Source organism: Flavobacterium indicum GPTSA100-9 = DSM 17447 (assembly GCF_000455605.1).
Classification (GTDB): domain Bacteria; phylum Bacteroidota; class Bacteroidia; order Flavobacteriales; family Flavobacteriaceae; genus Flavobacterium; species Flavobacterium indicum.
On record NC_017025.1, the window covers coordinates 552,181 to 575,634 of the forward strand.

The window sequence follows — 23,454 nt, forward strand, 5'->3', positions numbered from 1 at the left end:
AAAAAAATGGCAATTATCCTAATGATAATTGCCATTTTTAAATATTTTGTTGAAAAGTTTATTTTATGCTAAATAAACCTTCTGGTTTGTTTTCGATAGCATTGAAACGATCAACACATTGTTTTAAGATTTCTTGAGCTTCTTTAACATCTCCCCAACCTTGAACATCAACTTTTTTGTTTTCTAAGTCTTTGTAAACTTCAAAAAAGTGTTCAATCTCTTTCAATAAGTGTGGATTAATATCTGATAAATCATTTAATTTATTCCAAATTGGATCAGAAACAGGAACACAAATTACTTTTTCATCTGGACCTTTGTCATCTGCCATGTGGAATACACCAATAGGTTTAACTTCAATTACACATCCAGGAAAAGTGGGTTTTGTTACTAAAACTAAAACATCTAATGGGTCACCATCTAAGGCTAAAGTTTCTGGAATAAATCCGTAATCTGCAGGATACATCATAGAAGAGAATAACATTCTATCAAAACGCATTCTTTTTAAATCGAAATCATATTCATATTTGTTTCTGCTTCCTCTTGGGATCTCAACTAATACATCGAATGTACTTACTTTATCTGCTGTCATTTTTTTAATTTATTTTGCGGGTGCAAAAATACGTATTTCTAACTGATATTTAATGTTATGTATAGGAAATTTACAAAGTTTATTTATTTCGTAATGATTTGATAATAATTTTATGATTTTATCCTTGAAAATAGTGGTCGAATTTAAATTTTAAGGTTCATTTAAAGGATTAGAAAATCTTTTTTAATTGCATTAAAACTTGTTTATTTGTATTGTAATCATCTAATTATTTTTATGAAATTCTTGTATTCATTAGTATTGCTTTTAACTGGTTTACATTTTTATGCTCAAGACTATTTTGTTCCGTATAGAAAAGGAAAGCTTTGGGGGTATGCAGATGTAAATGGGAAAGTTAAAGTTACGCCAGTCTATGATTCAGTTAGTTTTACTTATTATAATTTTAGATGGAAAGTATTTAAAAACAAGAAAGTTGGTGTTATCAATCAAAAAGGTGAAGAAGTTTTAAAACCAGAATATGATTCAATTTTTGAAAAACCCGTTCACAGCAGGTACCATGAATTTATTTTATATAAAAATGGAAAAATGGGATTTGCAAATTGGCTCGGAGAATTGGTGTTACCAGTTACTTTTGCAGATATTATTAAGGTGGAAGATGAAAGTTTTAATCGATTAGAATTGAAATTTTTCGTAAAAAATGAACCGTATTCTCATTATAAATTAATCGATGAGGCAAAAAATCAATGGTTAGATTCCATTCAAGATTTTAATCAAATGCGAGAGGGGTTTTGTCATATTAAACAAAATCAAAAATGGGGTATTTATAGCGTACTAACAAAACAATGGAAAATAAAACCTACTTATGATTCAATAGCGGTATTTGACTATTTAGATTTCTATAAACCCAAATCTGATTATAAAGATGTACAGTACTTCGCTATTAAAAATGGATTTATTTATTTGATTTCTAATAAATGGGTTGTTGTACCAACAAAAGAAACAAGTTTGAAATATTTTTTTGAAGAATTTAAAAATGAAGAATACGATGAGGTTGTCAGTCACCTCGTTGATGTTAATGATACTGAGGTTTTTGAGGAAATACAATTAGAAGAAAATGATAATAAAGTTTTTTCGTTTCAAGCTGAAAATGGATCGGTTAAGAAAATTAAAATAAATAAGCAGAAGGGGAAATACAGTTTTCAAGTAAACACATCAAATCAAAAAAAGGAAATGTTTTTTGATGCTATTCAATTATTTAGGAAAGATGAAGAGAGTTTTGATTCGCGTTATGCTTTAGTAAAGAAAAACGAAAAGTGGTTTGTATTTTCAATAGTAAATAATGTATTAGTTTCTACTATTGGTTTTCAATCTTTTACTTTTTTGCCTAATAAAAGAGGTTTGTTGCTTATAAAAAATAAAAACAAAGTAGGTCTATTCAAATTTGAAAACACATTTCATGAAGAACTTTCGGTTTTTATAGCGCCAACGTACGATGAATTTATTGAAAGTTATAAGCTACAATCGATAGATCATAACTATAACTGCTTTAATGTTTATCTTTTTAAAAATAAAAGTGAAATGATACCTGTAGGCGAAAACAATTTGCTTTTTTCTTCAGATGCTAAAGAATAAAATCTTTAAGATAATTTATAATCTATTTCTTTTGCCTAAATAGTAATGCCATAATAAGTAAGAAGCTAATGTTCGATAGGGTTCCCATTGATTGGCTTTTAGTAACATTTCGTCTGTTGTTTTGCAATCAAATATATCGGTCATGGCTCTTTGTATGGCAATATCTCCAATAGGGAAGATGTTCTTTTTTTGGAGACAAAACATTAAATAAACTTCGGCAGTCCATTTACCAATACCCTTTAGTTGGACTAATTCTTGAAACGCTTCTTTTTCGGAAAGTTGTTCTAAATTTAATGGATCAAAAGTTTGGAGAATTATTTGTTCTGCTAAGTTCTTTAAATAGTTAATTTTTTGTCTAGAAACCCCACAAGCCTTCAATTCTTCATCTGAAAGTGATAAAAGTGGTAAAGGTTCTACTTTTTGAATTTTACTTTCAATTTTTCTAAAGCAAGCTTCAGCAGAAGCAATAGAAACTTGTTGCTCTAAAATTAATTGAACCAATGCCACAAAACCTTGTGGACGCGTTTTAATTTCGGGTAGACCAAATTCATCGATGATGTTTTGAAATTTTGGTTCAATAGTACTAAGTTGCTTTATGTTTTCTAGCATACAATTGGGATCTATGTTAGAAATAAAACCCAAATCCTACTCTAACCGTAAATTTACGAGCTTCTGGAACATCAAAATAACTGCCTCTCCAAGCACAATCAATACGCGCTACTTTAAATATATTGCCAATACCTGCGTGGTATTCAAGATAGCCATCAACTGGAGCAATATAATTTAAACCCGATGCATTTATAGCTTTGTTTTCATCTGAAACAGAACCGTAAACGGCTTTAATTCCTATGATTTCTCTCCAATTCAATTTACGTAACAAGGGAACTCTAGCAAAAAGTTTTCCGTTGAAATTGTGTTCTAAATGAAGTGAGGTATATTGATCGGCAACAAAGTCATAATAATTTAGCAAGTTATAAGTGTTATCAATGATAAAATACGATTGGTTCCCAGGAATTACATTCATTAATCCAAGAGGAACTGTACCGAATGTTTTGCCAATTTCTAAAGTAGAGAATAAACGTCCGAAACCACCAATCAAAAGCGGTTGCCTGTAATACAATTGTAATTTAGAATAACTAAAATTGCTGTCTAAAACACCCTTTAAACCTTGAGAATAATTCACAAAAAATCTTGGATAATTTAAATCCACTTCGATTCGATCTACACCATAACCAACCATTTTTCGTTTAGGCGTGTAGTCTATCATAAAATTGATTTCCGACTGTTTTATTTTGCTTGCTGTTGTTGTAAAAGTATTGTCTGTGAAATAATCCAATTTGAATTCTTTTGAGGCTGATTCTAATGTTCTGTAAGAAAAAGTTGTTTGGAAGTTTAAATTTTTTACAGGTTCTATTTCCAGTCCAATTGTGCTCAGATTAACTTGTGTTAATTTATTGTTGGTGCCACTAGAGAAGAAAGACGAAGAGGCAAAACTTCTTCCTAATACATCGTTTGAAGTGGTTAAACTAACACCAATTTGTTCTACATCTCTTCGGTTTCCAGCAGATAATATTAATCGATTTTTCTTATTCAACATGTATTTACCTAAAATACCATATTTGAATTTATCATCTTTAAATCCATAGGCTGTGTAGCCTTGAATTCTCCAATAATCGTTAGGACCAAAATAAGTTCTGCCTCCAATTCGTATGCGTTGCCCTTCAACATCATTATAGCCAAATGTTGAAAAAATTGGACCAATATCAAATTTGCCTACTTGAATATATCCACTTCCTAAGATAGAAACTAAATTGTAAATGCGTTTAAATTTAGGAACTGTCTTTAATGTGTCGAGCATATCGTAGATGCCTTTTTCATTACTATTTAAGCTTTCAAAACGATTTTCTTCCCAAAATTCATTGTTTTTTGTATAAGCTTCTTTATCAAAATAGTTTACTTCTTCACGATAAAATTTGTCGTCTTTCTTTTCATTAAAGTTATGATTTTTAAATAATGTAGTTCTTTTTCCATACATACCATTTGCTTTTTCTTTTTTTGTTAAAGCAAAATCAGTCATCATATGGTCACGTTTTAATAGAAATACAGAATCGTTTAATACGTCAAATTCTTGTTCAATATAAATGTCGCGAACCCAGTTGATATTAGCACTTCTGCTAGCTTCTAAATTAATACTTTTTATGGCAAAGGTGGTATCGTTTACCCAGAAATCACCTTTAAATGTCAATTCATTTTTTCTTCTTGGATAGTAAACAATTTTGTAGCACCATTTTTTATCAATGTAAGAACTGTCGGCTAATACATAATTATAAACTTGAATTCCTGTTCTTGAAAGTGGACTAACAAAGTCTTTGTCGAAGAATTTTAAATAATTATTGTAAATGTCGTACTCAGCGTATAAATCTTTTAAAAATGCATTTACCCCGTCGTTATTTGCGTTGCCAAATCCGGAGTATTTATTTGCTTTGAGAACTTCTTTGGTTCTTTTGTTTATATTGTCGCCATAAACTTCACTTAATGTTTCGTTTATAAATATTGGAAGGAAATTTTTACCCGTTACATCGGAAGTGTCAATATGTTTAAAAACAAATTCCATTTTTCTGAAAATTTTATTTTTCATAAAAGTACTGTCGATGGAATTGATGTCAAATTCTATTTTTTCATATTTATCATATTTGTATTGATCGAATTGTCGTAGACCATTTTTCTTTTTGCGCTCCCATATTTTTCTTAAAATATCCAATGCAGGGTTGTTTTTCTTTGAAGTTTTTCCTGAATATACAGTAACAGCTTCAATTTCTTTATCAGTATTTAAAACAATTTTTAAATCGTAGTTATGTTCTCCGCTTAATGTAATTTCTTTTGTGCTGTACCCCAAATTAGATACCACTACTATTGTATACGTTTTCTTTGATTCTAAATAGAATTTTCCATTTTCATCAGTCATTACTCCTTCGGGAGAATTTTTAAAAGCTATAGTAGAATAAGAAATGGGTTTGTTTTTATCATCTAAAACAACACCACTAACTTTTGTTTGAGCAAATGAATATACACTAAATAGAAATAGGTAAAAGGCTAATATTTTTTTCACGATTACTTGTTTTAAATAAAAAATCCCGAAAATATCGGGATTCAAATATATAATAAAAAATAATTCTAATTATTTATACATTACTTTTTTAACAGCTTTAATCACATCATTGCTGTTAGGTAACCATTCTTTTAATAAAGTAGGTGAGTAAGGAGCAGGTGTGTCAGCAGTTGTGATTCTTTGAACAGGAGCATCTAAATAATCAAAAGCTCTTTCTTGAACCATATACGTGATTTCAGAAGCAACAGAAGCAAAAGGCCATGCTTCTTCTAAAACTACTAATCTGTTTGTTTTTTTAACGGAATTGATGATGGCGTCATAATCCATTGGACGAACCGTTCTTAAGTCAATTACTTCGACAGAAATACCTTCTTTAGCTAATTCTTCAGCGGCAATCAAAGCTTCTTTAATAATTTTTCCAAAAGAAACAACAGTAACATCTGAACCTTCACGTTTAATGTCGGCTACCCCTAATGGAATGGTGTATTCTCCTTCAGGAACTTCACCTTTATCTCCATACATTTGTTCAGATTCCATGAAAATTACAGGGTCGTTATCGCGAATAGCTGATTTTAATAAACCTTTAGCATCGTAAGGAGTGGAAGGTACAACAACTTTTAATCCAGGAGTATTGGCAAACCAATTCTCAAATGCTTGAGAGTGTGTAGCGGCTAATTGTCCTGCAGAAGCTGTAGGGCCACGGAATACCATTGGCATTGGGAATTGTCCGGCTGACATTTGTCTCATTTTAGCTGCATTATTGATCACTTGGTCAATTCCAACTAATGAAAAGTTAAAAGTCATGAATTCTACGATAGGTCTACAACCATTCATAGCAGAACCTACTGCAATTCCAGCAAATCCTAACTCGGCAATTGGTGTATCTATAACTCTTTTAGGTCCAAACTCATCTAACATTCCTTTTGATGCTTTGTAAGCACCATTATATTCGGCAACTTCTTCTCCCATTAAATATACTGCTTCATCTCGACGCATTTCTTCGCTCATAGCTTCGCAGATTGCTTCTCTAAACTGTATTGTTCTCATTGTTATATTAATTCCATATTTAGTGAAAGGCAAAAATAATAATTTTTAATGAGTTGAAGTTTGAATTTGAATAAAATTATATTTTTTTTACTTAATCGTTTTCTTTATCAACTTTTCAAATACCAAGTATTAAAAGAGGTTGGAATTGCAGTTTGTTTAATTTTTAATAATTTTTACTGAAAATTTCATATTTATTATGCACGCATAGTTTTTTTAAAACATTTTTTTGTAATTTCGTGGCATCAATATAAAATTAGGAATAATGAAAATATTAGTTTGCATCAGCCATGTGCCTGATACTACTTCAAAAATTAATTTCGTTAATAATGATACTGAGTTTGATACAAACGGTGTGCAGTATGTTATTAATCCGAATGATGAGTTTGGTTTAACTAAAGCGGTTATCTTAAAAGAGCAAACAGGAGCTCAATTAACAGTTGTGAATGTGGGTGGTGCAGATGCTGAAGCTACCTTGAGAAAAGCATTAGCAATTGGTGCAGATGAAGCGATTAGAATTAATGCCAATCCTACTGATGGGTTATTTGTTGCAAAACAATTAGCAAATGTTGTAAAACAAGGGGGTTATGATTTAATTATTGCTGGGACAGAATCTATTGATTACAATGGAGGAATGGTGCCAGGAATGTTAGCAGGTTTGTTAGGTTATAATTTCGTTAATGCTTGTATTGGTTTGGAAATCAACGGATCTGAAGCAACTGCAGTTAGAGAAATTGATGGAGGAAAAGAAACTTCTACTGCGGCATTACCTTTAATTATTGCTGGGAAAAAAGGTTTAGTTGAAGAAAAAGATTTAAGAATTCCGAACATGAGAGGAATTATGACGGCTAGAACAAAAGCATTGAATTTAGTAGAGCCGACAGGAGATGCGCCTGCAACTCAAGCGGTTAAATTTGAAAAACCAGCGGCTAAATCTGCAGTTAAATTAGTAAATGCAGATAATATTGATGAGTTAGTAAGTTTATTACACAACGAAGCTAAAGTAATCTAAGTTATAATTCAAAATTTAAGAATAAAGATATGTCAGTTTTAATATATACAGAATCAAGCGAAGGAAAATTCAAAAAAACAGCTTTTGAAATCGCTTCTTACGCAAAAAAAATTGCTGATGCATTAGGGACTACAGTTACTGCAGTTTCAATAAATGCAACAGAAAATGCGGCTTTAGCTAACTATGGTGTGTCTAAAGTGTTAAAAGTAACTAATTCTCAATTAACTAATTTTTCTGCTAAAGCTTATGCAGATGTTGTTAAACAAGCAGCAGAAAAAGAAGGAGCAAAAGTTGTTGTTTTGGCTTCCACTACGGATAGTTTATATGTTGCGCCTTTAGTAGCAGTTAACTTAAATGCGGGTTATGCTTCAAATGTTGTTGCATTACCAGAAAGTACAGCTCCGTTTCAAGTAAAAAGAAATGCTTTTTCTAATAAAGCATTTAATGTAACTGAAATTTCTACTGATGTAAAAGTTTTGGGATTGTCTAAAAACTCATTCGGATTAGTAGAGGCGCCAACTTCTTTAGTTGAAGAGGATTTTGCACCTGCTTTATCGGATGCGGATTTTGGCGTAAAAGTGGTTAATGCTGAAAAAACAACAGGTAAAGTAACTATTGCAGATGCGGAAATAGTTGTTTCTGCAGGACGTGGTATGAAAGGTCCTGAAAATTGGGGTATGATTGAAGAATTAGCTTCGGTTTTAGGTGCAGCGACTGCTTGTTCAAAACCGGTGTCTGATATTGGTTGGAGACCTCATAGTGAGCACGTAGGACAAACAGGAAAACCAGTTGCAGCAAACTTATATATTGCAGTGGGAATTTCTGGAGCAATTCAACATATTGCAGGTATCAATTCTTCAAAAGTTAAAGTGGTAATTAATAATGATCCAGAGGCGCCATTCTTTAAAGTGGCAGATTATGGTATCGTTGGTGATGCTTTTGATGTGGTTCCTAAATTGATTGAAAAATTAAAAGAATTCAAGGCAAATAACGCATAATTTTTTATATATTGTGCCCTCCAAAGGGCTATCTAAATTAGGGTAGAAATATCTTTGTTTAGATAGCCCTTTTTTTTATCAATTTTACTACATTAGTAGACTTTTTGAAAATGATTTAAGATACATGAGTTTAGTTAAATTAACCATAAAAGGTATATCGTATAGCCAAACACAAAATGGTGCTTATGCATTAATTCTTAACGAAGTAGATGGAGAACGAAAATTGCCCATCGTAATTGGTGCTTTTGAAGCGCAATCTATTGCTATTGCGTTAGAGAAAGAAATCAAACCTCCTAGACCTTTGACCCACGACTTATTTAAAAGCTTTGCTGACCGATTTGATATTGTTGTAAAACAAGTGATTATACATAAATTGGTGGATGGAGTGTTTTTTTCAAGTATAATTTGTGAACGTGATAGAATTGAAGAAATAATTGATGCGCGAACTTCAGATGCTATTGCATTGGCATTACGTTTTGATGCTCCTATTTTTACTTACAAGAATATATTGGATAAAGCCGGTATTTATTTAAATATGAATCCATCCGAAGGCAATCCCGAAGATTCTGAAAATGATGATGTTCTGTCAACTCCAGAAACATTTGGAATTTCTGATGATAATAAATCTTCAGGTGGCTATGCAGCGTATTCATTACAAGAATTGTATGATTTGCTTGAAGAAGCAGTACAACATGAAGATTATGAAAAAGCAGCTCTAATTAGAGATGAAATAGACAAAAGAGAAAGTTAATTACTAAGTCAAATTAAACACGCAACTACAACTAAAAACAAGACTAATCAAAAAACTATTCAAATTATGAATATTAAATTAAAATTGACGATTGTAAGTTTTTTACAATTATTTGTTTGGGGTGCTTGGCTTACTACACTTGCTAGTTATGGTTTCGGATTTAAACAATGGTCTGGAGCCGAATTTGGAATTGTATTTTCAACTTTAGGTTTAGGTTCTATTATCATGCCTCCTATTTCAGGTATTATTGCAGACAAATATTTAAATTTAGAAAAATTATACGGTATTCATCATATTTTATATGCAATCATTTTATTGTTTTTACCAATAATTGATAGTCCTTCAACTTTTTTTTGGGTGTTGCTTATAGGGATGATTTTCTACATGCCAACATTATCTTTGTCTAATTCATTGTCGTATGCCGTATTAAAAAAATACAATTATAATGTAATTAAAGATTATCCTCCAATTAGAGTATTTGGAACTATTGGATTTATTGTGGCTATGTGGTGTACAAATTTATTTAGTAATGTTAATCCTCCATTTAGTTTTGGAATTGGAATAGGAAAAACAATTGCATCAATTACAGGTATGCCTATAGAATGTAATCAATTTTATATTGCTTCATTTTTTGCTTTTGTTTTAGGTTTGTTTTCTTTTACATTACCTAAAATAGAACCAACAAAAGATACCAGTGAAAATAAAAAATTATCACAGATTTTTGGTTTGGATGCTTTCAAACTCTTTAAAGAATCCAAAATGGCTATGTTTTTTGTTTTCAGTATGTTTTTAGGAGCGGCCTTGCAATTAACCAATATGTATGGTGAAACCTATATTCATGATTTTGAAAATATTCCGAAATACGCCGAAACATTTGCTGTAAAATCTGCCAATATTGTTTTATCAATTTCACAAATTTCAGAAACGATTTTCATTTTAGCTATTCCATTTTTCTTAAGAAGATTTGGTATTAAAAATGTAATGCTTTTTAGTTTAATGGCATGGGTAATTCGTTTTGGATTTTTTGCATACGGAGATCCAATTGGAAGTTTGTGGATGATAATTGTGTCTAATATTGTATACGGATTAGCGTTTGATTTCTTCAATATTTCTGGTTCTTTATTTGTAGAAACTACTACCGATTCTAAAATACGTTCTTCTGCACAAGGTTTGTTTATGATGATGACCAATGGTTTTGGAGCAATTATTGGAAGTTTAGGAAGTGGTTATTTAATTGATAAATTTTTCACTTTCAAATTCAATACAGAGCAAAGTCTTTTAACACATCTTGAAACTGATTCGAGTAATGAAGTGTATAAGAAAATCACTAAAGATATAACTATTACAGATGGTGTTTTTGATAAAGATGTTTTCTTGAAAGATTGGCACAACATCTGGTTAACTTTTGCCATTTATGCTTTAGTTATTGCCATTGCATTTGCCATTTTGTTTAAACACAAACACAATCCAAAAGATGTAGAATCTTTTAGTCATTAATGCTCAACTTGTTAGAGTTGTATTGATTTTAAGTGGAACTATACTATTTAAATTTAAAATATGAAGCAATATCACGATTTAGTAAAACATGTATTAGAGTACGGAAACCAAAAAGGCGACCGTACAGGAACAGGAACTATTAGTGTTTTTGGCTACCAAATGCGATTCGATTTAAGCGAAGGTTTTCCAATGGTAACCACTAAAAAGTTGCATTTAAAATCCATCATTCATGAATTATTATGGTTTTTAAAAGGGGAAACTAATATTGCTTATTTAAAAGAAAATGGGGTTAAAATTTGGGATGAATGGGCCGATGAGAATGGCGATTTAGGTCCGGTTTATGGGCACCAATGGCGCAATTGGAACAGTGAAGAAATTGATCAAATTGCCGAATTAATTGATACGCTTAAAACCAATCCTAACAGTCGAAGAATGTTAATTTCGGCTTGGAATCCTTCTGTGTTGCCTGATACGTCCATTTCCTTTGCAGAAAATGTTGCCAATGGAAAAGCAGCTCTACCTCCATGTCATGCGTTTTTTCAATTTTATGTAGCCGACGGAAAATTATCGTGTCAATTGTACCAAAGAAGTGCCGATATCTTTTTAGGTGTTCCATTTAATATTGCTTCTTATGCACTGTTTACTATGATGGTAGCGCAAGTTTGCGGATTTGAAGCAGGAGAATTCATTCATACTTTTGGAGATGCGCATATTTATAACAATCATATTGAGCAGGTGAATTTACAATTAAGTAGAGCGCCAAGAAAATTACCGAAAATGATTTTGAATCCAGAGGTGAAAAATATCTTTGATTTTAAATTCGAGGATTTTACTTTAGTTGATTATGATCCGCATCCACACATTAAAGGAGAAGTTTCAGTTTAAAGCATGAAAAAAATAGTTTATTTCGTATTTGCTTTTATTCAATTTCTACTTTCAAATTCTCAAGAAATTGTAAAAGTTGAAATGTTAGACTCTTCTTTTAATGTGAGTAACACTGAGAATTACTATATTAAAAGAACAATAAAATCTATAGAAAATTCTACCAATTTTAATGTAGAGGAAGTTAGGAAGACAGGGGAAACTTTTGCTATTTATCAAGTAACTGATTATGTTACAATGATTAAAGATGGCAATAGAAAAACATTTTATAAAAATGGACAACAAAGAACTTCTTCAGCCTATAATAATAATTTAGCTTTTGGTGAGTATTTGGAATTCTATGAAGATGGAAAGCCAAGAGTTATTGGTGAAAATAAAATTGAAAATAATGTTTCGAAACTTTATATTAAGGATTTTTGGGATAAAGATGGAAATCATAAGGTGATTAATTTTAATGGCGAAATTGAATTATTAAAGGCTAATAAATTATACAGAGTGCCTGTTAAAGAAGGGAGGTATAATGGAGAAATGAAACCTGTTGATGAAACATATCCATATACAATTATTTTTTATGAAAATGGAGATTTAGTTAAGGGGGAACTTCATAAGTCTCCTACCGTTATTCGGTTTTTTAATTCTAATGAAGTACCAGCTAGTCCAATTGGTGGTATGGAAAAATTTAAAAATGATTTTATAGACCAACTGATAAATAAATTTTCAAATAAAAAATTAAACATTGATGTCTTAATTAAATTTGTAGTTTTAGAGGATGGTAGCTTAACAAATGTTGAATTTTTAAAAAGTGCTGGTTCTAAAGTTGATAAAAAAATTGAAGAGCTTTTATGTAAACAAAATAAGTGGGAACCTGGAATTAAATATGGAATAGAAGTTAAAACAATATGTAAACTTCCTTTAAGATTAAATGTAACGTTTGAGTAAATATTATGCTAACTATAATCGCTGCCGCAGCAGAAAATAATGCTTTAGGGAAAGACAACCAATTGGTTTGGCATTTACCCGATGATTTTAAACGTTTTAAAAGTTTAACTTCGGGACATTATATTATTATGGGACGAAAAACCTTTGAAAGTTTTCCGAAACCCCTGCCTAATCGCACACATGTAATCATTACACGCCAAGCTAATTATGAAGTTCCTGAAGGATGTGTCGTAGTTTCAAGCTTACAAGAAGCAATAGCTTTTTGTCCTAAAGAGGAAGAAGTGTTTGTTATTGGTGGCGGTCAGATCTACCAACAAGCGATTGATTTAGTGGATAAAATCGATTTAACTCGCGTACATACTACTGTTGAGGCAGATGCTTTTTTCCCTGAAATTAATACACAAAAATGGGAATTGGTATTTGAAGAGTTTCATTCAAAAGATGAAAAACACAATTACGATTTTACATTTTTAACGTACATTAAAAAATAATCTACTCTTCAATTCGTAATTTTAAATTACTTTTGTGCTACAAAAAATAAATTATGTCTGAGATAATTAAGCCGTATCAAGATTCTGAAAAAGGAAAGAAAGAGCAAGTAGCTCAAATGTTTGATACCATTTCTGAAAATTATGATGGATTAAATAAGGTCATTTCCTTTGGAACTGATGCGAAATGGAAAAAGAAAATTTTGAAAATGGTTCAAGGTCAAAATCCAACAACTATTTTAGATATTGCTACCGGAACTGGAGATTTGGCAATTTTATTTGCTTCCACTTCGGCAACTGAAATTATTGGACTAGATATTTCACAAGGAATGCTTGATATTGGTAAGAAAAAAATAGAAGCACAAAAGTTACAGTCCAAAATTCAAATGGTTTTGGGTGATGGGGAGAATATTCCTTATCCAGACAATTATTTTGATACCATTACTGTTGCTTATGGTGTTCGTAATTTTGAAAATTTAGAAAAAGGCTTGTCTGAAATTTTGAGAGTACTTAAACCTAATGGACAGTTTATTATTTTAGAAACATCGGTTCCAACTAAATTTCCGTTCAAGCAAGGGTATTTTATTTACACTAATTTTGTTATGCCTACCATCGGAAAATTGTTTTCAAAAGATCAAAAAGCGTACAAATATTTGTCTACTTCTGCACAAAATTTTCCTTTTGGCGAAGCTTTAAACAATATTTTGAGAAAAATTGGGTTTATAGATGTTGTAGACTTACCACAGACTATGGGAGTTGCAACTATATATAAAGCATCAAAAAAATAAAAAATGAAGTTTAACTATCTTTTACTACTATTAATTTGTACCCAAACAAGCTTTGCTCAATTTGGTTTGTTTGGAAAAAATCCATTAATAAATCAAGAAAACTTTGATAAACAAAGAGTGCATTGGGGTTATTTTTTGGGCTTTAATAGTTATGATTTTAAATTTGATTATTTAACAGTAGGTAAAGATATTGAGGTGAAATCAAATACTGGTTTTAGTGTTGGATTAGTTGGGAATTTAAGAATTAATGATTATTTTGATGTACGATTTGAACCAGGTTTTTATGCCACTCAACGAAATTTAACGTATCCAAATATTGAAGATAGTGTAGACCGTCTGAGGGAAGTTAAGGCGTCTAATTTACATTTTCCACTATTGTTAAAATATTCAGCTTTACGAACTGGAAACATCAAACCATACATTGTTGGCGGTTTTTCAAGAACACTTAATTTAGGTAGTAATGCCAATGCACAAGACGATAATTATACAAATCGTTTTAGAGTGAAAAAATGGACAACTAATTATGAAGTTGGTTTTGGAATCGATTTATATTTGGAATATTTTAAATTTTCTCCATCAATTAGAGGTGTTTTCGGAATGGGAGACGAATTAATTCGCGATAATAATCCAAATAGTCCTTGGACAGGAAATATTCAATCTATGAAAACAAGGGCAGTATTTATTAATTTTACGTTCCATTAATATAGACGCTTTTTAAATTCTGAAAGTATAATTGCTGTAGCTGTTGCAACGTTTAAGCTTTCCGTTACTTGTAAATTTCCAAATCGAGGTATGCTGATTTTTTGTGTTATAAGTTTTTCTACAGATTTACTTATGCCATTCGCTTCATTTCCCATAACAATAATTCCATGTGAAGGTAATTCTAAATTATAAATAGAATCACCTTCCATAAATGTTCCAAAAACAGGGATTTTAGAACTGCTTAAAAAATCTTCTAATTGTTTGTAAATGACTTCTACTCGGGCCAAAGAACCCATGGTGGCCTGAACAACTTTAGGATTGTAAATGTCAACCGTTTCAGGAGAACAAACTATTTTTTGAATTCCAAACCAATCGCATAAACGGATTATTGTTCCCATATTTCCAGGGTCTCTAATAGTGTCTAAGGCAAGAATTAATTGGTCTTCAGATGAAAATTTTATTTCTTTAATTTTAAAAACAGCCAAACAGTCATTTGGGGTTGTTAAGGCAGAAATTTTTTTTAATTCTGATTCTGAAATGAGTGTGCTAGGCCATTTATTTTCAAAAATACCCTCTTGTGTAACAAATAATGAAACCAATTCAAAATCGGCATGAATTAATTCAGAAATTACTTTTCTACCCTCCGCAATGAAAAGTTGATGGATTTTTCGGTATTTTTTTTGTTGTAAACTTGTAATAAGTTTAATTTGGTTTTTGCTAACCATAAAAAATTGTATTTTTGAATAAATTTTATGCGCTTGAAATATCAGTCATCAAAAATAGTATTATTTTTTCTTATTAGCTTATTTTTTTACTCTTGTTCTGAGGTAAGAAAAATGCATAAGAATCAATATTTATTACATCAAAATAAAATCATAGTTAATGATAAGGAATCTAATTTAGAAGAGTTAGAAATTCAATTGTATCAAAAACCCAACAGTAAATTGCTTGGATATAAACTAAGATTGCAGTTGTATAACTTAAGTAGAAAAAATTCGGATTCAACCTATCGAGTTTGGTTAGAAAAGAAACCAAATAGAATGGAGAGAATGAAAAAAATCTACTCTAAAAAACAAGTTGACAGACTTGGGAAATCCTTTTTGGTTTCAGGATATAGCGAATTCTTAAAAAAAGTAGGAGAAGCTCCTGTTGTTATGGATACTGCAAAAATTACGCGCTCTAAAAAAAGATTGAATTTGTATTTTTATAATAGAGGATTTTATGATGCAAAAGTAGAGGCGAAAATAGATACGTTGAGTAAAAGAAAAACAAAGGTTTCTTATTTCGTAAAAACAGGCGATGTTTATGTTATAGATAGTGTGTTTAGAAAAATTCAAACACCTGTAGTGGATTCTATGTACCAAGCAATTTCTGGGAGTTCATTAGTTGAAAAAGGAAAGCCTTTTACTGCCCAAATGGAGGATGATGAAAAAAATAGAATTACCAAAGAATTTAGGGATAATGGCTTGTATTATTTTGAAAAAACAAATATTAATTACGATGCGGATTCTATTGGAAAAGAGAAAAAATTAAATTTAATTGTTCGTATTGATAATAAAAAAATCAAACAAGGCGATAGTTTAATTAGCAAACCTTTTAAAATATATAAAATAGGTCGTGTTAATATTTTTACGGATCGACAAACTAATGATAAAACATCGGTAATTGATAGTACTACCTATAAAAATTTACATATCTACAGTTCTGGAAAATTAAAATACAGACCAAAAACGTTAGCTGATGCTATTTTTATAGAAGAAGGAGAAGTTTTTAGTGATAAAAATAAAGTGTTGACAGGAAAAGCATTGTCTAATTTTAAAGTTTTTTATTTCCCAAGAATCCAATATGTTGAAAATAATAACGACAGTAATACTTTAACGGCAAATATTATTTTATCACCATTAAAGCGTCGTCAATTTGTTATAAAAGCTGATGTAACAACTTCAAACATTCAAGATTTCGGAATTTCTGGATATATGGGTGTTACTTTTAGAAATGTATTTAAAGGCGCCGAAATATTAGATTTTTCTATGCGTGGAAATTTAGGGTCGTCAAGTAAATTATCAAATCCAAATGATTTGTTTTTTAATGTAAGAGAATATGGTGCCGATTTAAAATTATCTTTCCCTAGGATATTTTTCCCAATCAATACCCGAAAAGTAATAAAAAAGGATATGTTTCCAACTACATCAATTACTATGGGTATGTCTAAACAAACAAATATAGGTTTGGATAAAGAATCGTATGTGAGTAATTTTTATTATGATTGGACCACAACAAAAGGAAAAGAAAAGAAATACAGATTTGATTTGTTTAATCTTCAGTTTATTAGAAATTTAAATACGGCTAATTATTTTAATGTATATAAATACTCTTATAATGTTTTGAATAGTTATGCGCAGACTTTTGGTGCAAATAGTAATTATTTAGATAATGATGGTAATTTAACCTATCCAGGGGCAGTTAGTTTTGTGAATGATGTAGTAAATGGAGCGTATAATACAATTCCTGTTGGTAGTTCAGATTATAGAACAATAAACAGTATTGGAGAAAGAAGAAAGCGATTGATTGAAAATAATTTAATTTTTTCTTCTGCTTTTAGTTTTAATTTAAGTTCTAAGAAAGATTTTAATGATGTAGAGTTTTACAATATTAGAGCTAAAGTTGAAAGTGCAGGAAATTTTGTAGCATTAATAGCTAATCAATTGCCTGCTAAATATAATGATAATGGTAATAAAACTATGTTCGGTGTTGAATATGCACAATATTTTAAGTTTGAACTAGAATACATAAAGCATTTACATATTAGAAGAAAAAGCTCTTTAGCTTTTAGAACTTTTGGTGGAATTGCCATTCCATATGGAAATTCTAATTCAATTCCTTTTTCTAAAAGTTACTTTGCAGGAGGTAGTAATGATAATAGAGGGTGGTTGGCTTACAGTTTAGGTCCGGGAGCAAGTAATAGTTTAAATGATTTTAATGAAGCTAATTTTAAATTATCAGCTAATTTAGAATACCGATTTAATATTTTTGGAAAATTGAATGGAGCTTTATTCGCTGATGCGGGTAATATCTGGAATATATATGATAATGTAGATGATGAAAAATTAAAATTTAATGGTGTTCAATCGTTTAAAGATATTGCTTTAGGCTCTGGTTTTGGGTTTCGATATGATTTCGGTTTTTTTGTAGTCCGTACAGATTTTGGATTTAAAACATACAACCCAGCTAAAGAAATGGATCAGAGATGGTTTAAAGATGTAAGTTTAAGCGAAGGCGTATTTAATATTGGTATTAATTATCCTTTCTAGAATTAATAAAATTGTTACTTTTGTAAAACAAACAACATAAATTATGAGTCATAATATTAAACCTGGTGTGGCAACTGGAAGCCAAGTTCAAGAAATTTTTAAATATGCAAAAGAAAAAGGATTTGCTTTACCAGCAGTAAATGTAACTGGGTCAAGTACAATAAATGGTGTATTAGAAACGGCAGCAAAATTGAATGCTCCTGTAATTATTCAGTTCTCAAATGGTGGTGCTCAATTTAATGCTGGAAAAGGTTTGTCAAATGAAAATCAAAGAGCAGCTATTTTAGGAGCTATTGCGGGTGCTAAACATATTCATACTTTAGCAGAAGCTTATGGTGCTACTGTAATTTTACATACAGACCATTGTGCAAAAAATTTATTACCATGGATTGATGGTTTATTAGATGCTTCTGAAAAACATTTTGCAGAAACAGGAAAACCATTGTATTCATCACATATGATTGATTTGTCTGAAGAGCCATTACATGAAAATATTGAGTTGTGTAAAAACTATCTTGAACGTATGAGTAAAATGGATATGACGTTGGAGATAGAATTAGGAATTACGGGTGGAGAAGAAGATGGAGTAGATAATTCAGATGTTGATAGCTCAAAATTATATACACAACCTGAAGAAGTTGCTTACGCCTATGAAGAGTTAATGAAAGTAAGTCCTAGATTTACTATTGCAGCTGCGTTTGGAAATGTTCATGGAGTTTATAAACCTGGAAATGTAAAATTAACACCAGTTATTTTGAAAAACTCTCAAGAGTATGTGCAAAATAAATTTAACACAGAAGCTAATCCTGTAGATTTTGTTTTCCATGGTGGTTCAGGTTCTACGTTAGAAGAGATTAGAGAAGCGATTTCTTATGGTGTTATTAAAATGAATATCGATACAGACCTACAGTTCGCATTTACTGAAGGTGTAAGAGATTATATGGTTGATAAAATTGACTATTTAAAAACTCAGATTGGAAATCCAGAAGGAGCAGATAGTCCAAATAAAAAACATTATGACCCAAGAGTATGGGTTAGAAAAGGAGAAGTAACTTTTAATACACGTTTAGAACAAGCTTTTGCTGATTTAAACAACGTAAATACATTATAATTAACAATTGATAATTGACAATTAATAATTAAGTATTGTCAATCATCCATTATCCATTAAAATTATGGCTTGGTTTAAAAGAAAAGAAAAAGGAATTCAAACTCCAACAGACGAAAAGAAAGACGTGCCTAAGGGCTTGTGGTATAAGTCTCCAACAGGGAAAATTGTTGATTCAGAAGAATTAGAAAGAAATTTATGGGTAAGTCCAGAAGATGATTATCATGTAAGAATTGGAAGTAAAGAATATTTTCAAATATTGTTTGATGATAACGAATTTACTGAATTGGATGCTAATCTAACTTCTGTCGATTCACTGAATTTTATTGATACTAAAAAATATAGTGACCGTTTAAAAGAGGTTACTGATAAAACAAAATTAAAAGATGCTGTAAGAACAGCAGTAGGAAAGTCTAAAGGTAAAGATTTAGTAGTTTCTTGTATGGATTTTGCTTTTATTGGTGGTTCTATGGGTGCAGTAGTGGGTGAAAAAATTGCAAGAGGAATTGATTATTCTATTAAACATAATATTCCATTTGTAATGATCTCAAAATCTGGTGGTGCACGTATGATGGAAGCAGCACAATCATTGATGCAGTTAGCTAAAACATCTGCTAAATTAGCACAATTAGCAGAAGCGAAAATTCCTTATATCTCTTTATGTACTGACCCAACAACGGGAGGTACAACAGCATCTTATGCTATGTTGGGCGATATTAATATTGCTGAACCAGGAGCTCTAATCGGTTTTGCTGGACCACGTGTTGTTAAAGATACAACAGGTAAAGATTTACCAGAAGGATTCCAAACATCTGAATTTTTATTAGATCATGGATTTTTAGATTTTATTTCTCATAGAAAAGAATTAAAAAATAAAATAAATTTATATATTGATTTAATCTTAAATCAAGAAGTTAGATAAAAAAATCCCGATTTTTAAATCGGGATTTTTTTATTACTTTAGTTTGTCTTCAATTAATTTTAGTCTTTCTTCTAATTTGTTGTTTCTTATTTTTTCAGCTTCTAATTGTTTTTTAAGTGAAACAATTTCTGTTTGTTGTTCTTGAATTGCTTTTACAATTGGTACAACAAAATCACCGTATTTTAATCTGTAATGGTCGTTAGTGTTTTTTGGTTTTTCAACACCACTAAAATTAAATTGAACATCATTTGCAGCTTGTTCAACTTCTTGAGCAATAAATCCGCTTAATCTTGTCTTTTGAGCTTTTGCAATTAATTCTGAATCAAAGGGTATGTTTTTATGAAGCTCTAAAAGTTTTAAATAGTTTAATTCATAAGATACAGGTCTTAATTTTAAAATAAAATCTAATCCTTTTATATCTTCTGAAATGTTTTCTTTGTATCTTCCATCAGATAAGTTACTCCAGTTGGTATATCCACCAATACTAGTGTTTAAAAAGTTACCGATAATAACTTCATTGTCGTTAAAAACAGTTGCGTTATATCCTAATCCAACAGAGTTTGTAAATTCAGTATCATATAAGGATTGAAAACCTATTGCTGTATTGTAATTTCCATTTACATTTCCGTTTAATGAGTTGTTACCTAATGCGGTGTTGTATTTACCTGATATATTAATTTTAGCGGCTTCAAAACCAATAGCTGTATTCTTAAATCCTGTTGTATTTGTGTATAAAGAACCACTACCAAATGCGCTGTTGGAATGTCCTGTTGTATTGGTGTACATAGCGTTATATCCATTTGCTGTGTTTTGATATCCGTTGCTATTTGAATATAAGGAAAAATATCCTTGAGCCGTATTGTTAAAACCTGTAGTATTTGTTTTTAATGCGTTGGACCCTTGAGCGGTATTGTTGTAGCCAGAAGTGTTATTTGTTAATATATACGAACCTACAGCCGTATTGTGTGATCCTGTGGTGTTTTTGTTTAATGCAAAGGAGCCAATCGCTAAATTTTGACTTCCAGTAGTATTGTTTTCTAAACTAAAAGCACCTACACTTGTGTTCGAATTTCCTGAAACATTTTTATTTAAAGCATTGTATCCTATTGAAGTATTCTCATTTCCAGTGTCATTAGAATATAAAGAATTTGATCCAATAGCAGTGTTCTTATTACCGGTTTTGTTAAAATATAAAGAATTGTATCCTTCTGCAGTATTGTCGTTTCCAATAGTGTTGCTTGATAAAGCATTGGCTCCACTTCCCGTATTTTTACTGCCAGTGGTATTTGAACTTAAAACATATGCGCCATTTGCAGTATTCAAGTTACCAGTGGTATTGGAAATTAATGATTGTGCTCCTGTGCCTGTATTCGAAATTCCTGTTGTATTCGAGTATAGTGTGTAAACACCAACTGCTGTATTGGCGTATCCGCTGGTGTTCTTGTTTAATGTGTTATAGCCTATTGAAACATTATTGTATCCTGATGAATTTGTTAGTAAACTAAATGCGCCAATACTTGTGTTTTGATAACCAGAAGTATTTGAGTTCATCGAATTGTATCCAATAGAAGTATTAGCGTTTCCTGAAGAATTACTACTTAATGAGTTAACACCAAAACTTGAATTTTGAATTCCTATGGAATTTATTTTAAATGAATTTTGCCCAAATGAAGTATTCGATGAACCAATAATTCCTGAAAAAATATTATTTCTTTTGAACACTAAATCATTATCGTCTAAAGTGCCAAGAAAATTTACAGTTGGATTAGTATTGCTGTTTCCGTTGCTAAACCAAAGGTCTTTGCCTGATGTTAAGGGTATCCAACTAGATAAAGTTGAGTCCCAAAAATAAAATCCACGGTTATATGTATTGTAGTTTTGATTCAAAAACACTAACATCCCGTTTTGATTGTTGGTAGGGATGCTTGTTGGTAGTGAGTTTATTCTAGGTATAATTAATCCATCAGTTATAGTTGGATTGTTTGGATCGCTACTTTTAATTTCAAGTGTTGCTTGTGGATTGGTGGTGTTTATGCCTATTTGTGAAAATAGGAACATAGGTATAATGTAAATTATTAAGCTTAATAATTTTCTTGATAACATGGGGGAGTAGGTTTTTTTATAGTTATGAAGGACAAATATATAAAAAAACTAATTACTTGTGTATCAATGTAAAAAAAATAAAATGAGCCCGATTATTTATCGAGCTCACTATTGTTTAATTGATTGAAAATTTGTCTAAATTTCAACGCCTTTTTTATAAACTAAAAGCATTTTTTACTTTATCTAAATAATCTAATTTTTCCCAAGTAAATAATTCAACCTCTACTGTTTTTTCTTTTCCGTCTGGAGATTTGAATGTTTTAGTAACCACTTCATTTTTACGACCCATGTGGCCATAAGCAGCAGTTTCACTGTAAATAGGATTTCTTAATTTTAATCTTTGCTCAATGAAATAAGGTCTCATGTCAAATATTTTTTCAACAATTTTACCAATTTCGCCATCCGTTAAATTCACTTTTGCAGTTCCATAAGTATTAACGTTAATAGATGTAGGCTCTGCAACGCCAATTGCGTAAGAAACTTGAACTAAAATTTCATCAGCTACACCAGCAGCTACTAAATTTTTAGCAATATGTCTTGTTGCGTATGCCGCAGATCGGTCAACTTTAGATGGATCTTTTCCAGAAAATGCTCCTCCACCGTGTGCGCCTTTACCTCCATAAGTGTCAACAATAATTTTTCTACCTGTTAAACCTGTGTCTCCATGAGGGCCACCAATTACAAATTTACCTGTTGGGTTAATGTGGTATTTAATAGCCTCATTAAATAAATGAGCATATTGTGGATTTTTTGCAATTACTCTCGGAATTAATATTTCAATGATGTCTTTTTTGATTTTTGCTAACATGGTTGGCTCATCAGCAAAATCATCGTGCTGTGTTGATACAACTATAGCGTCAATTCTAACAGGTTTATTATCGTCTGAATATTCTAAAGTAACTTGTGATTTTGCATCAGGACGTAAATAAGTTATTTCGCTATTTTCTCTTCTTAATGCTGCTAATTCTTGTAAAATTTGGTGCGATAATTTTAAGGCTAATGGCATAAACTCCTCAGTTTCATTTGTTGCATAGCCAAACATCATTCCTTGGTCACCAGCGCCTTGCTCTTCTTTACTAGCTCTATCAACTCCTTGGTTAATGTCTGCAGATTGTTCGTGAATTGCGGATAATACACCACATGAATTTGCTTCAAACATGTATTCACTTTTTGTGTAACCAATTTTTTTGATTACATCTCTTGCAATACTTTGAACATCTAAATAGGTTGAAGATTTTACTTCACCTGCCAAAATAACTTGGCCAGTTGTTACTAAAGTTTCACACGCAACTTTTGACTCAGGGTCAAATGCTAAAAAGTTATCAATTAGGGCATCGCTGATTTGATCAGCTACTTTGTCTGGATGTCCTTCACTTACAGATTCTGACGTAAATAAATAAGCCATATTATAATTAATTAAATTAATATTAGTGAAGAAAAATTGAGATTGCAGGAAAAAGCTAAAGAAGGGTTTATCTGCTTTAGCATTTTTTATAGAGGTTGCAATCAGTCAAATTTTTCCTCTGTTAAATTTTGGCAAAGTTATGAAATCATATTTAAATTTAAATTGAATTATAATTTTTTTTTAAAATATTAATTTGGTCGATTTTTTTTTCGTTTG

General features: G+C 30.9%; 20 protein-coding genes. 13 read left to right on the top strand and 7 right to left on the bottom strand.

The annotated features are described in order from the left end of the window. Positions 1-58: 58 nt before the first annotated feature. Entirely contained in the window at positions 59-589 is a 531-nt protein-coding gene (locus KQS_RS02305; protein WP_014387599.1) for an inorganic diphosphatase, read from the bottom strand. A 234-nt stretch (positions 590-823) separates the two neighbouring features. Between KQS_RS02305 and KQS_RS02310 the strand changes: the two genes are divergently transcribed. Further along, the gene (locus KQS_RS02310) at positions 824-2,179 is read left to right on the top strand and encodes a WG repeat-containing protein (RefSeq protein WP_014387600.1); all 1,356 of its coding nucleotides are present in this window, start codon (positions 824-826) and stop codon (positions 2,177-2,179) included. 15 nt (positions 2,180-2,194) lie between these two features. Here KQS_RS02310 and KQS_RS02315 read toward each other — a convergent pair whose 3' ends face one another. From KQS_RS02315 to KQS_RS02325, 3 genes are all read right to left on the bottom strand, one after another. Then, positions 2,195-2,788 carry a DNA-3-methyladenine glycosylase family protein gene (locus tag KQS_RS02315; RefSeq protein ID WP_014387601.1) on the bottom strand — a complete coding sequence of 198 codons (594 nt, stop codon included), beginning with the start codon at positions 2,786-2,788 and terminating at the stop codon, positions 2,195-2,197. Positions 2,789-2,804: 16 nt separating this feature from the next. After that, positions 2,805-5,288, bottom strand: coding sequence for a DUF5686 family protein (locus KQS_RS02320; RefSeq protein ID WP_014387602.1), 2,484 nt, complete (start codon positions 5,286-5,288; stop codon positions 2,805-2,807). A gap of 69 nt (positions 5,289-5,357) precedes the next feature. Continuing rightward, positions 5,358-6,335 carry a pyruvate dehydrogenase complex E1 component subunit beta gene (locus KQS_RS02325; RefSeq protein ID WP_014387603.1) on the bottom strand — a complete coding sequence of 326 codons (978 nt, stop codon included), beginning with the start codon at positions 6,333-6,335 and terminating at the stop codon, positions 5,358-5,360. Between the two features lie 262 nt (positions 6,336-6,597). On the opposite strand from KQS_RS02325, the gene KQS_RS02330 reads away from it, so the two are divergent. From KQS_RS02330 to porT, 9 genes are all read left to right on the top strand, one after another. Next, positions 6,598-7,344, top strand: a complete 747-nt coding sequence (locus KQS_RS02330) for an electron transfer flavoprotein subunit beta/FixA family protein (protein ID WP_014387604.1) — start codon at positions 6,598-6,600, stop codon at positions 7,342-7,344. A 29-nt stretch (positions 7,345-7,373) separates the two neighbouring features. Next, complete coding sequence (locus KQS_RS02335) at positions 7,374-8,342, top strand: electron transfer flavoprotein subunit alpha/FixB family protein (RefSeq protein ID WP_014387605.1); 969 nt, start codon at positions 7,374-7,376, stop codon at positions 8,340-8,342. Positions 8,343-8,466: 124 nt separating this feature from the next. Continuing rightward, positions 8,467-9,093, top strand: coding sequence for a bifunctional nuclease family protein (locus KQS_RS02340; protein ID WP_014387606.1), 627 nt, complete (start codon positions 8,467-8,469; stop codon positions 9,091-9,093). A 66-nt stretch (positions 9,094-9,159) separates the two neighbouring features. Next, positions 9,160-10,590 (top strand): MFS transporter, encoded by a 1,431-nt coding sequence (locus KQS_RS02345; RefSeq protein ID WP_014387607.1) that lies wholly within the window; start codon positions 9,160-9,162, stop codon positions 10,588-10,590. Positions 10,591-10,650: 60 nt separating this feature from the next. Further along, positions 10,651-11,475 carry a thymidylate synthase gene (locus tag KQS_RS02350; RefSeq protein WP_014387608.1) on the top strand — a complete coding sequence of 275 codons (825 nt, stop codon included), beginning with the start codon at positions 10,651-10,653 and terminating at the stop codon, positions 11,473-11,475. Between the two features lie 3 nt (positions 11,476-11,478). Continuing rightward, entirely contained in the window at positions 11,479-12,411 is a 933-nt protein-coding gene (locus KQS_RS13930) for an energy transducer TonB (protein WP_014387609.1), read from the top strand. A 5-nt stretch (positions 12,412-12,416) separates the two neighbouring features. Beyond that, a complete protein-coding gene (locus tag KQS_RS02360; protein WP_014387610.1) occupies positions 12,417-12,902 on the top strand; it encodes a dihydrofolate reductase in 486 nt (161 codons plus the stop codon). A 53-nt stretch (positions 12,903-12,955) separates the two neighbouring features. Then, positions 12,956-13,687 (top strand): bifunctional demethylmenaquinone methyltransferase/2-methoxy-6-polyprenyl-1,4-benzoquinol methylase UbiE, encoded by a 732-nt coding sequence (ubiE, locus tag KQS_RS02365; protein WP_014387611.1) that lies wholly within the window; start codon positions 12,956-12,958, stop codon positions 13,685-13,687. Positions 13,688-13,690: 3 nt separating this feature from the next. Further along, a complete protein-coding gene (porT, locus tag KQS_RS02370; protein ID WP_014387612.1) occupies positions 13,691-14,389 on the top strand; it encodes a type IX secretion/gliding motility protein PorT/SprT in 699 nt (232 codons plus the stop codon). Here the strand turns inward: porT and KQS_RS02375 are convergent. Continuing rightward, positions 14,386-15,114: a TrmH family RNA methyltransferase gene (locus tag KQS_RS02375; protein ID WP_014387613.1), complete on the bottom strand. Its 729-nt coding sequence runs from the start codon at positions 15,112-15,114 to the stop codon at positions 14,386-14,388. The two genes, porT and KQS_RS02375, sit on opposite strands and share 4 nt — an antisense overlap. Before the next feature lie 27 nt (positions 15,115-15,141). On the opposite strand from KQS_RS02375, the gene tamL reads away from it, so the two are divergent. The 3 genes from tamL to accD all read left to right on the top strand — a co-directional run bounded on the left by tamL (position 15,142) and on the right by accD (position 19,730). Beyond that, entirely contained in the window at positions 15,142-17,700 is a 2,559-nt protein-coding gene (tamL, locus tag KQS_RS02380; protein ID WP_449404061.1) for a translocation and assembly module lipoprotein TamL, read from the top strand. A 43-nt stretch (positions 17,701-17,743) separates the two neighbouring features. Beyond that, a complete protein-coding gene (gene fbaA, locus KQS_RS02385; RefSeq protein WP_014387615.1) occupies positions 17,744-18,811 on the top strand; it encodes a class II fructose-bisphosphate aldolase in 1,068 nt (355 codons plus the stop codon). A 64-nt stretch (positions 18,812-18,875) separates the two neighbouring features. Further along, positions 18,876-19,730: an acetyl-CoA carboxylase, carboxyltransferase subunit beta gene (gene accD, locus KQS_RS02390; protein WP_014387616.1), complete on the top strand. Its 855-nt coding sequence runs from the start codon at positions 18,876-18,878 to the stop codon at positions 19,728-19,730. Positions 19,731-19,763: 33 nt separating this feature from the next. On the opposite strand, the gene KQS_RS02395 is transcribed toward accD, so the two are convergent. Beyond that, positions 19,764-21,833 carry a tail fiber domain-containing protein gene (locus KQS_RS02395; protein ID WP_041251962.1) on the bottom strand — a complete coding sequence of 690 codons (2,070 nt, stop codon included), beginning with the start codon at positions 21,831-21,833 and terminating at the stop codon, positions 19,764-19,766. Positions 21,834-21,987: 154 nt separating this feature from the next. Beyond that, positions 21,988-23,238, bottom strand: a complete 1,251-nt coding sequence (gene metK, locus KQS_RS02400; protein ID WP_014387618.1) for a methionine adenosyltransferase — start codon at positions 23,236-23,238, stop codon at positions 21,988-21,990. Positions 23,239-23,454: the final 216 nt, after the last annotated feature.

Bases quoted from the DNA above. Each gene is read 5' to 3' on its own strand.
- KQS_RS02315 (WP_014387601.1), bottom strand. From the start codon at position 2,788: ATGCTAGAAAACATAAAGCAACTTAGTACTATTGAACCAAAATTTCAA.
- porT (WP_014387612.1), top strand. From the start codon at position 13,691: ATGAAGTTTAACTATCTTTTACTACTATTAATTTGTACCCAAACAAGC.
- KQS_RS02350 (WP_014387608.1), top strand. From the start codon at position 10,651: ATGAAGCAATATCACGATTTAGTAAAACATGTATTAGAGTACGGAAAC.
- metK (WP_014387618.1), bottom strand. From the start codon at position 23,238: ATGGCTTATTTATTTACGTCAGAATCTGTAAGTGAAGGACATCCAGAC.
- KQS_RS02345 (WP_014387607.1), top strand. From the start codon at position 9,160: ATGAATATTAAATTAAAATTGACGATTGTAAGTTTTTTACAATTATTT.
- KQS_RS02330 (WP_014387604.1), top strand. From the start codon at position 6,598: ATGAAAATATTAGTTTGCATCAGCCATGTGCCTGATACTACTTCAAAA.
- ubiE (WP_014387611.1), top strand. From the start codon at position 12,956: ATGTCTGAGATAATTAAGCCGTATCAAGATTCTGAAAAAGGAAAGAAA.
- KQS_RS02340 (WP_014387606.1), top strand. From the start codon at position 8,467: ATGAGTTTAGTTAAATTAACCATAAAAGGTATATCGTATAGCCAAACA.
- KQS_RS13930 (WP_014387609.1), top strand. From the start codon at position 11,479: ATGAAAAAAATAGTTTATTTCGTATTTGCTTTTATTCAATTTCTACTT.
- KQS_RS02335 (WP_014387605.1), top strand. From the start codon at position 7,374: ATGTCAGTTTTAATATATACAGAATCAAGCGAAGGAAAATTCAAAAAA.
- accD (WP_014387616.1), top strand. From the start codon at position 18,876: ATGGCTTGGTTTAAAAGAAAAGAAAAAGGAATTCAAACTCCAACAGAC.
- KQS_RS02310 (WP_014387600.1), top strand. From the start codon at position 824: ATGAAATTCTTGTATTCATTAGTATTGCTTTTAACTGGTTTACATTTT.
- KQS_RS02305 (WP_014387599.1), bottom strand. From the start codon at position 589: ATGACAGCAGATAAAGTAAGTACATTCGATGTATTAGTTGAGATCCCA.
- KQS_RS02325 (WP_014387603.1), bottom strand. From the start codon at position 6,335: ATGAGAACAATACAGTTTAGAGAAGCAATCTGCGAAGCTATGAGCGAA.
- KQS_RS02360 (WP_014387610.1), top strand. From the start codon at position 12,417: ATGCTAACTATAATCGCTGCCGCAGCAGAAAATAATGCTTTAGGGAAA.
- KQS_RS02375 (WP_014387613.1), bottom strand. From the start codon at position 15,114: ATGGTTAGCAAAAACCAAATTAAACTTATTACAAGTTTACAACAAAAA.
- tamL (WP_449404061.1), top strand. From the start codon at position 15,142: ATGCGCTTGAAATATCAGTCATCAAAAATAGTATTATTTTTTCTTATT.
- fbaA (WP_014387615.1), top strand. From the start codon at position 17,744: ATGAGTCATAATATTAAACCTGGTGTGGCAACTGGAAGCCAAGTTCAA.
- KQS_RS02395 (WP_041251962.1), bottom strand. From the start codon at position 21,833: ATGTTATCAAGAAAATTATTAAGCTTAATAATTTACATTATACCTATG.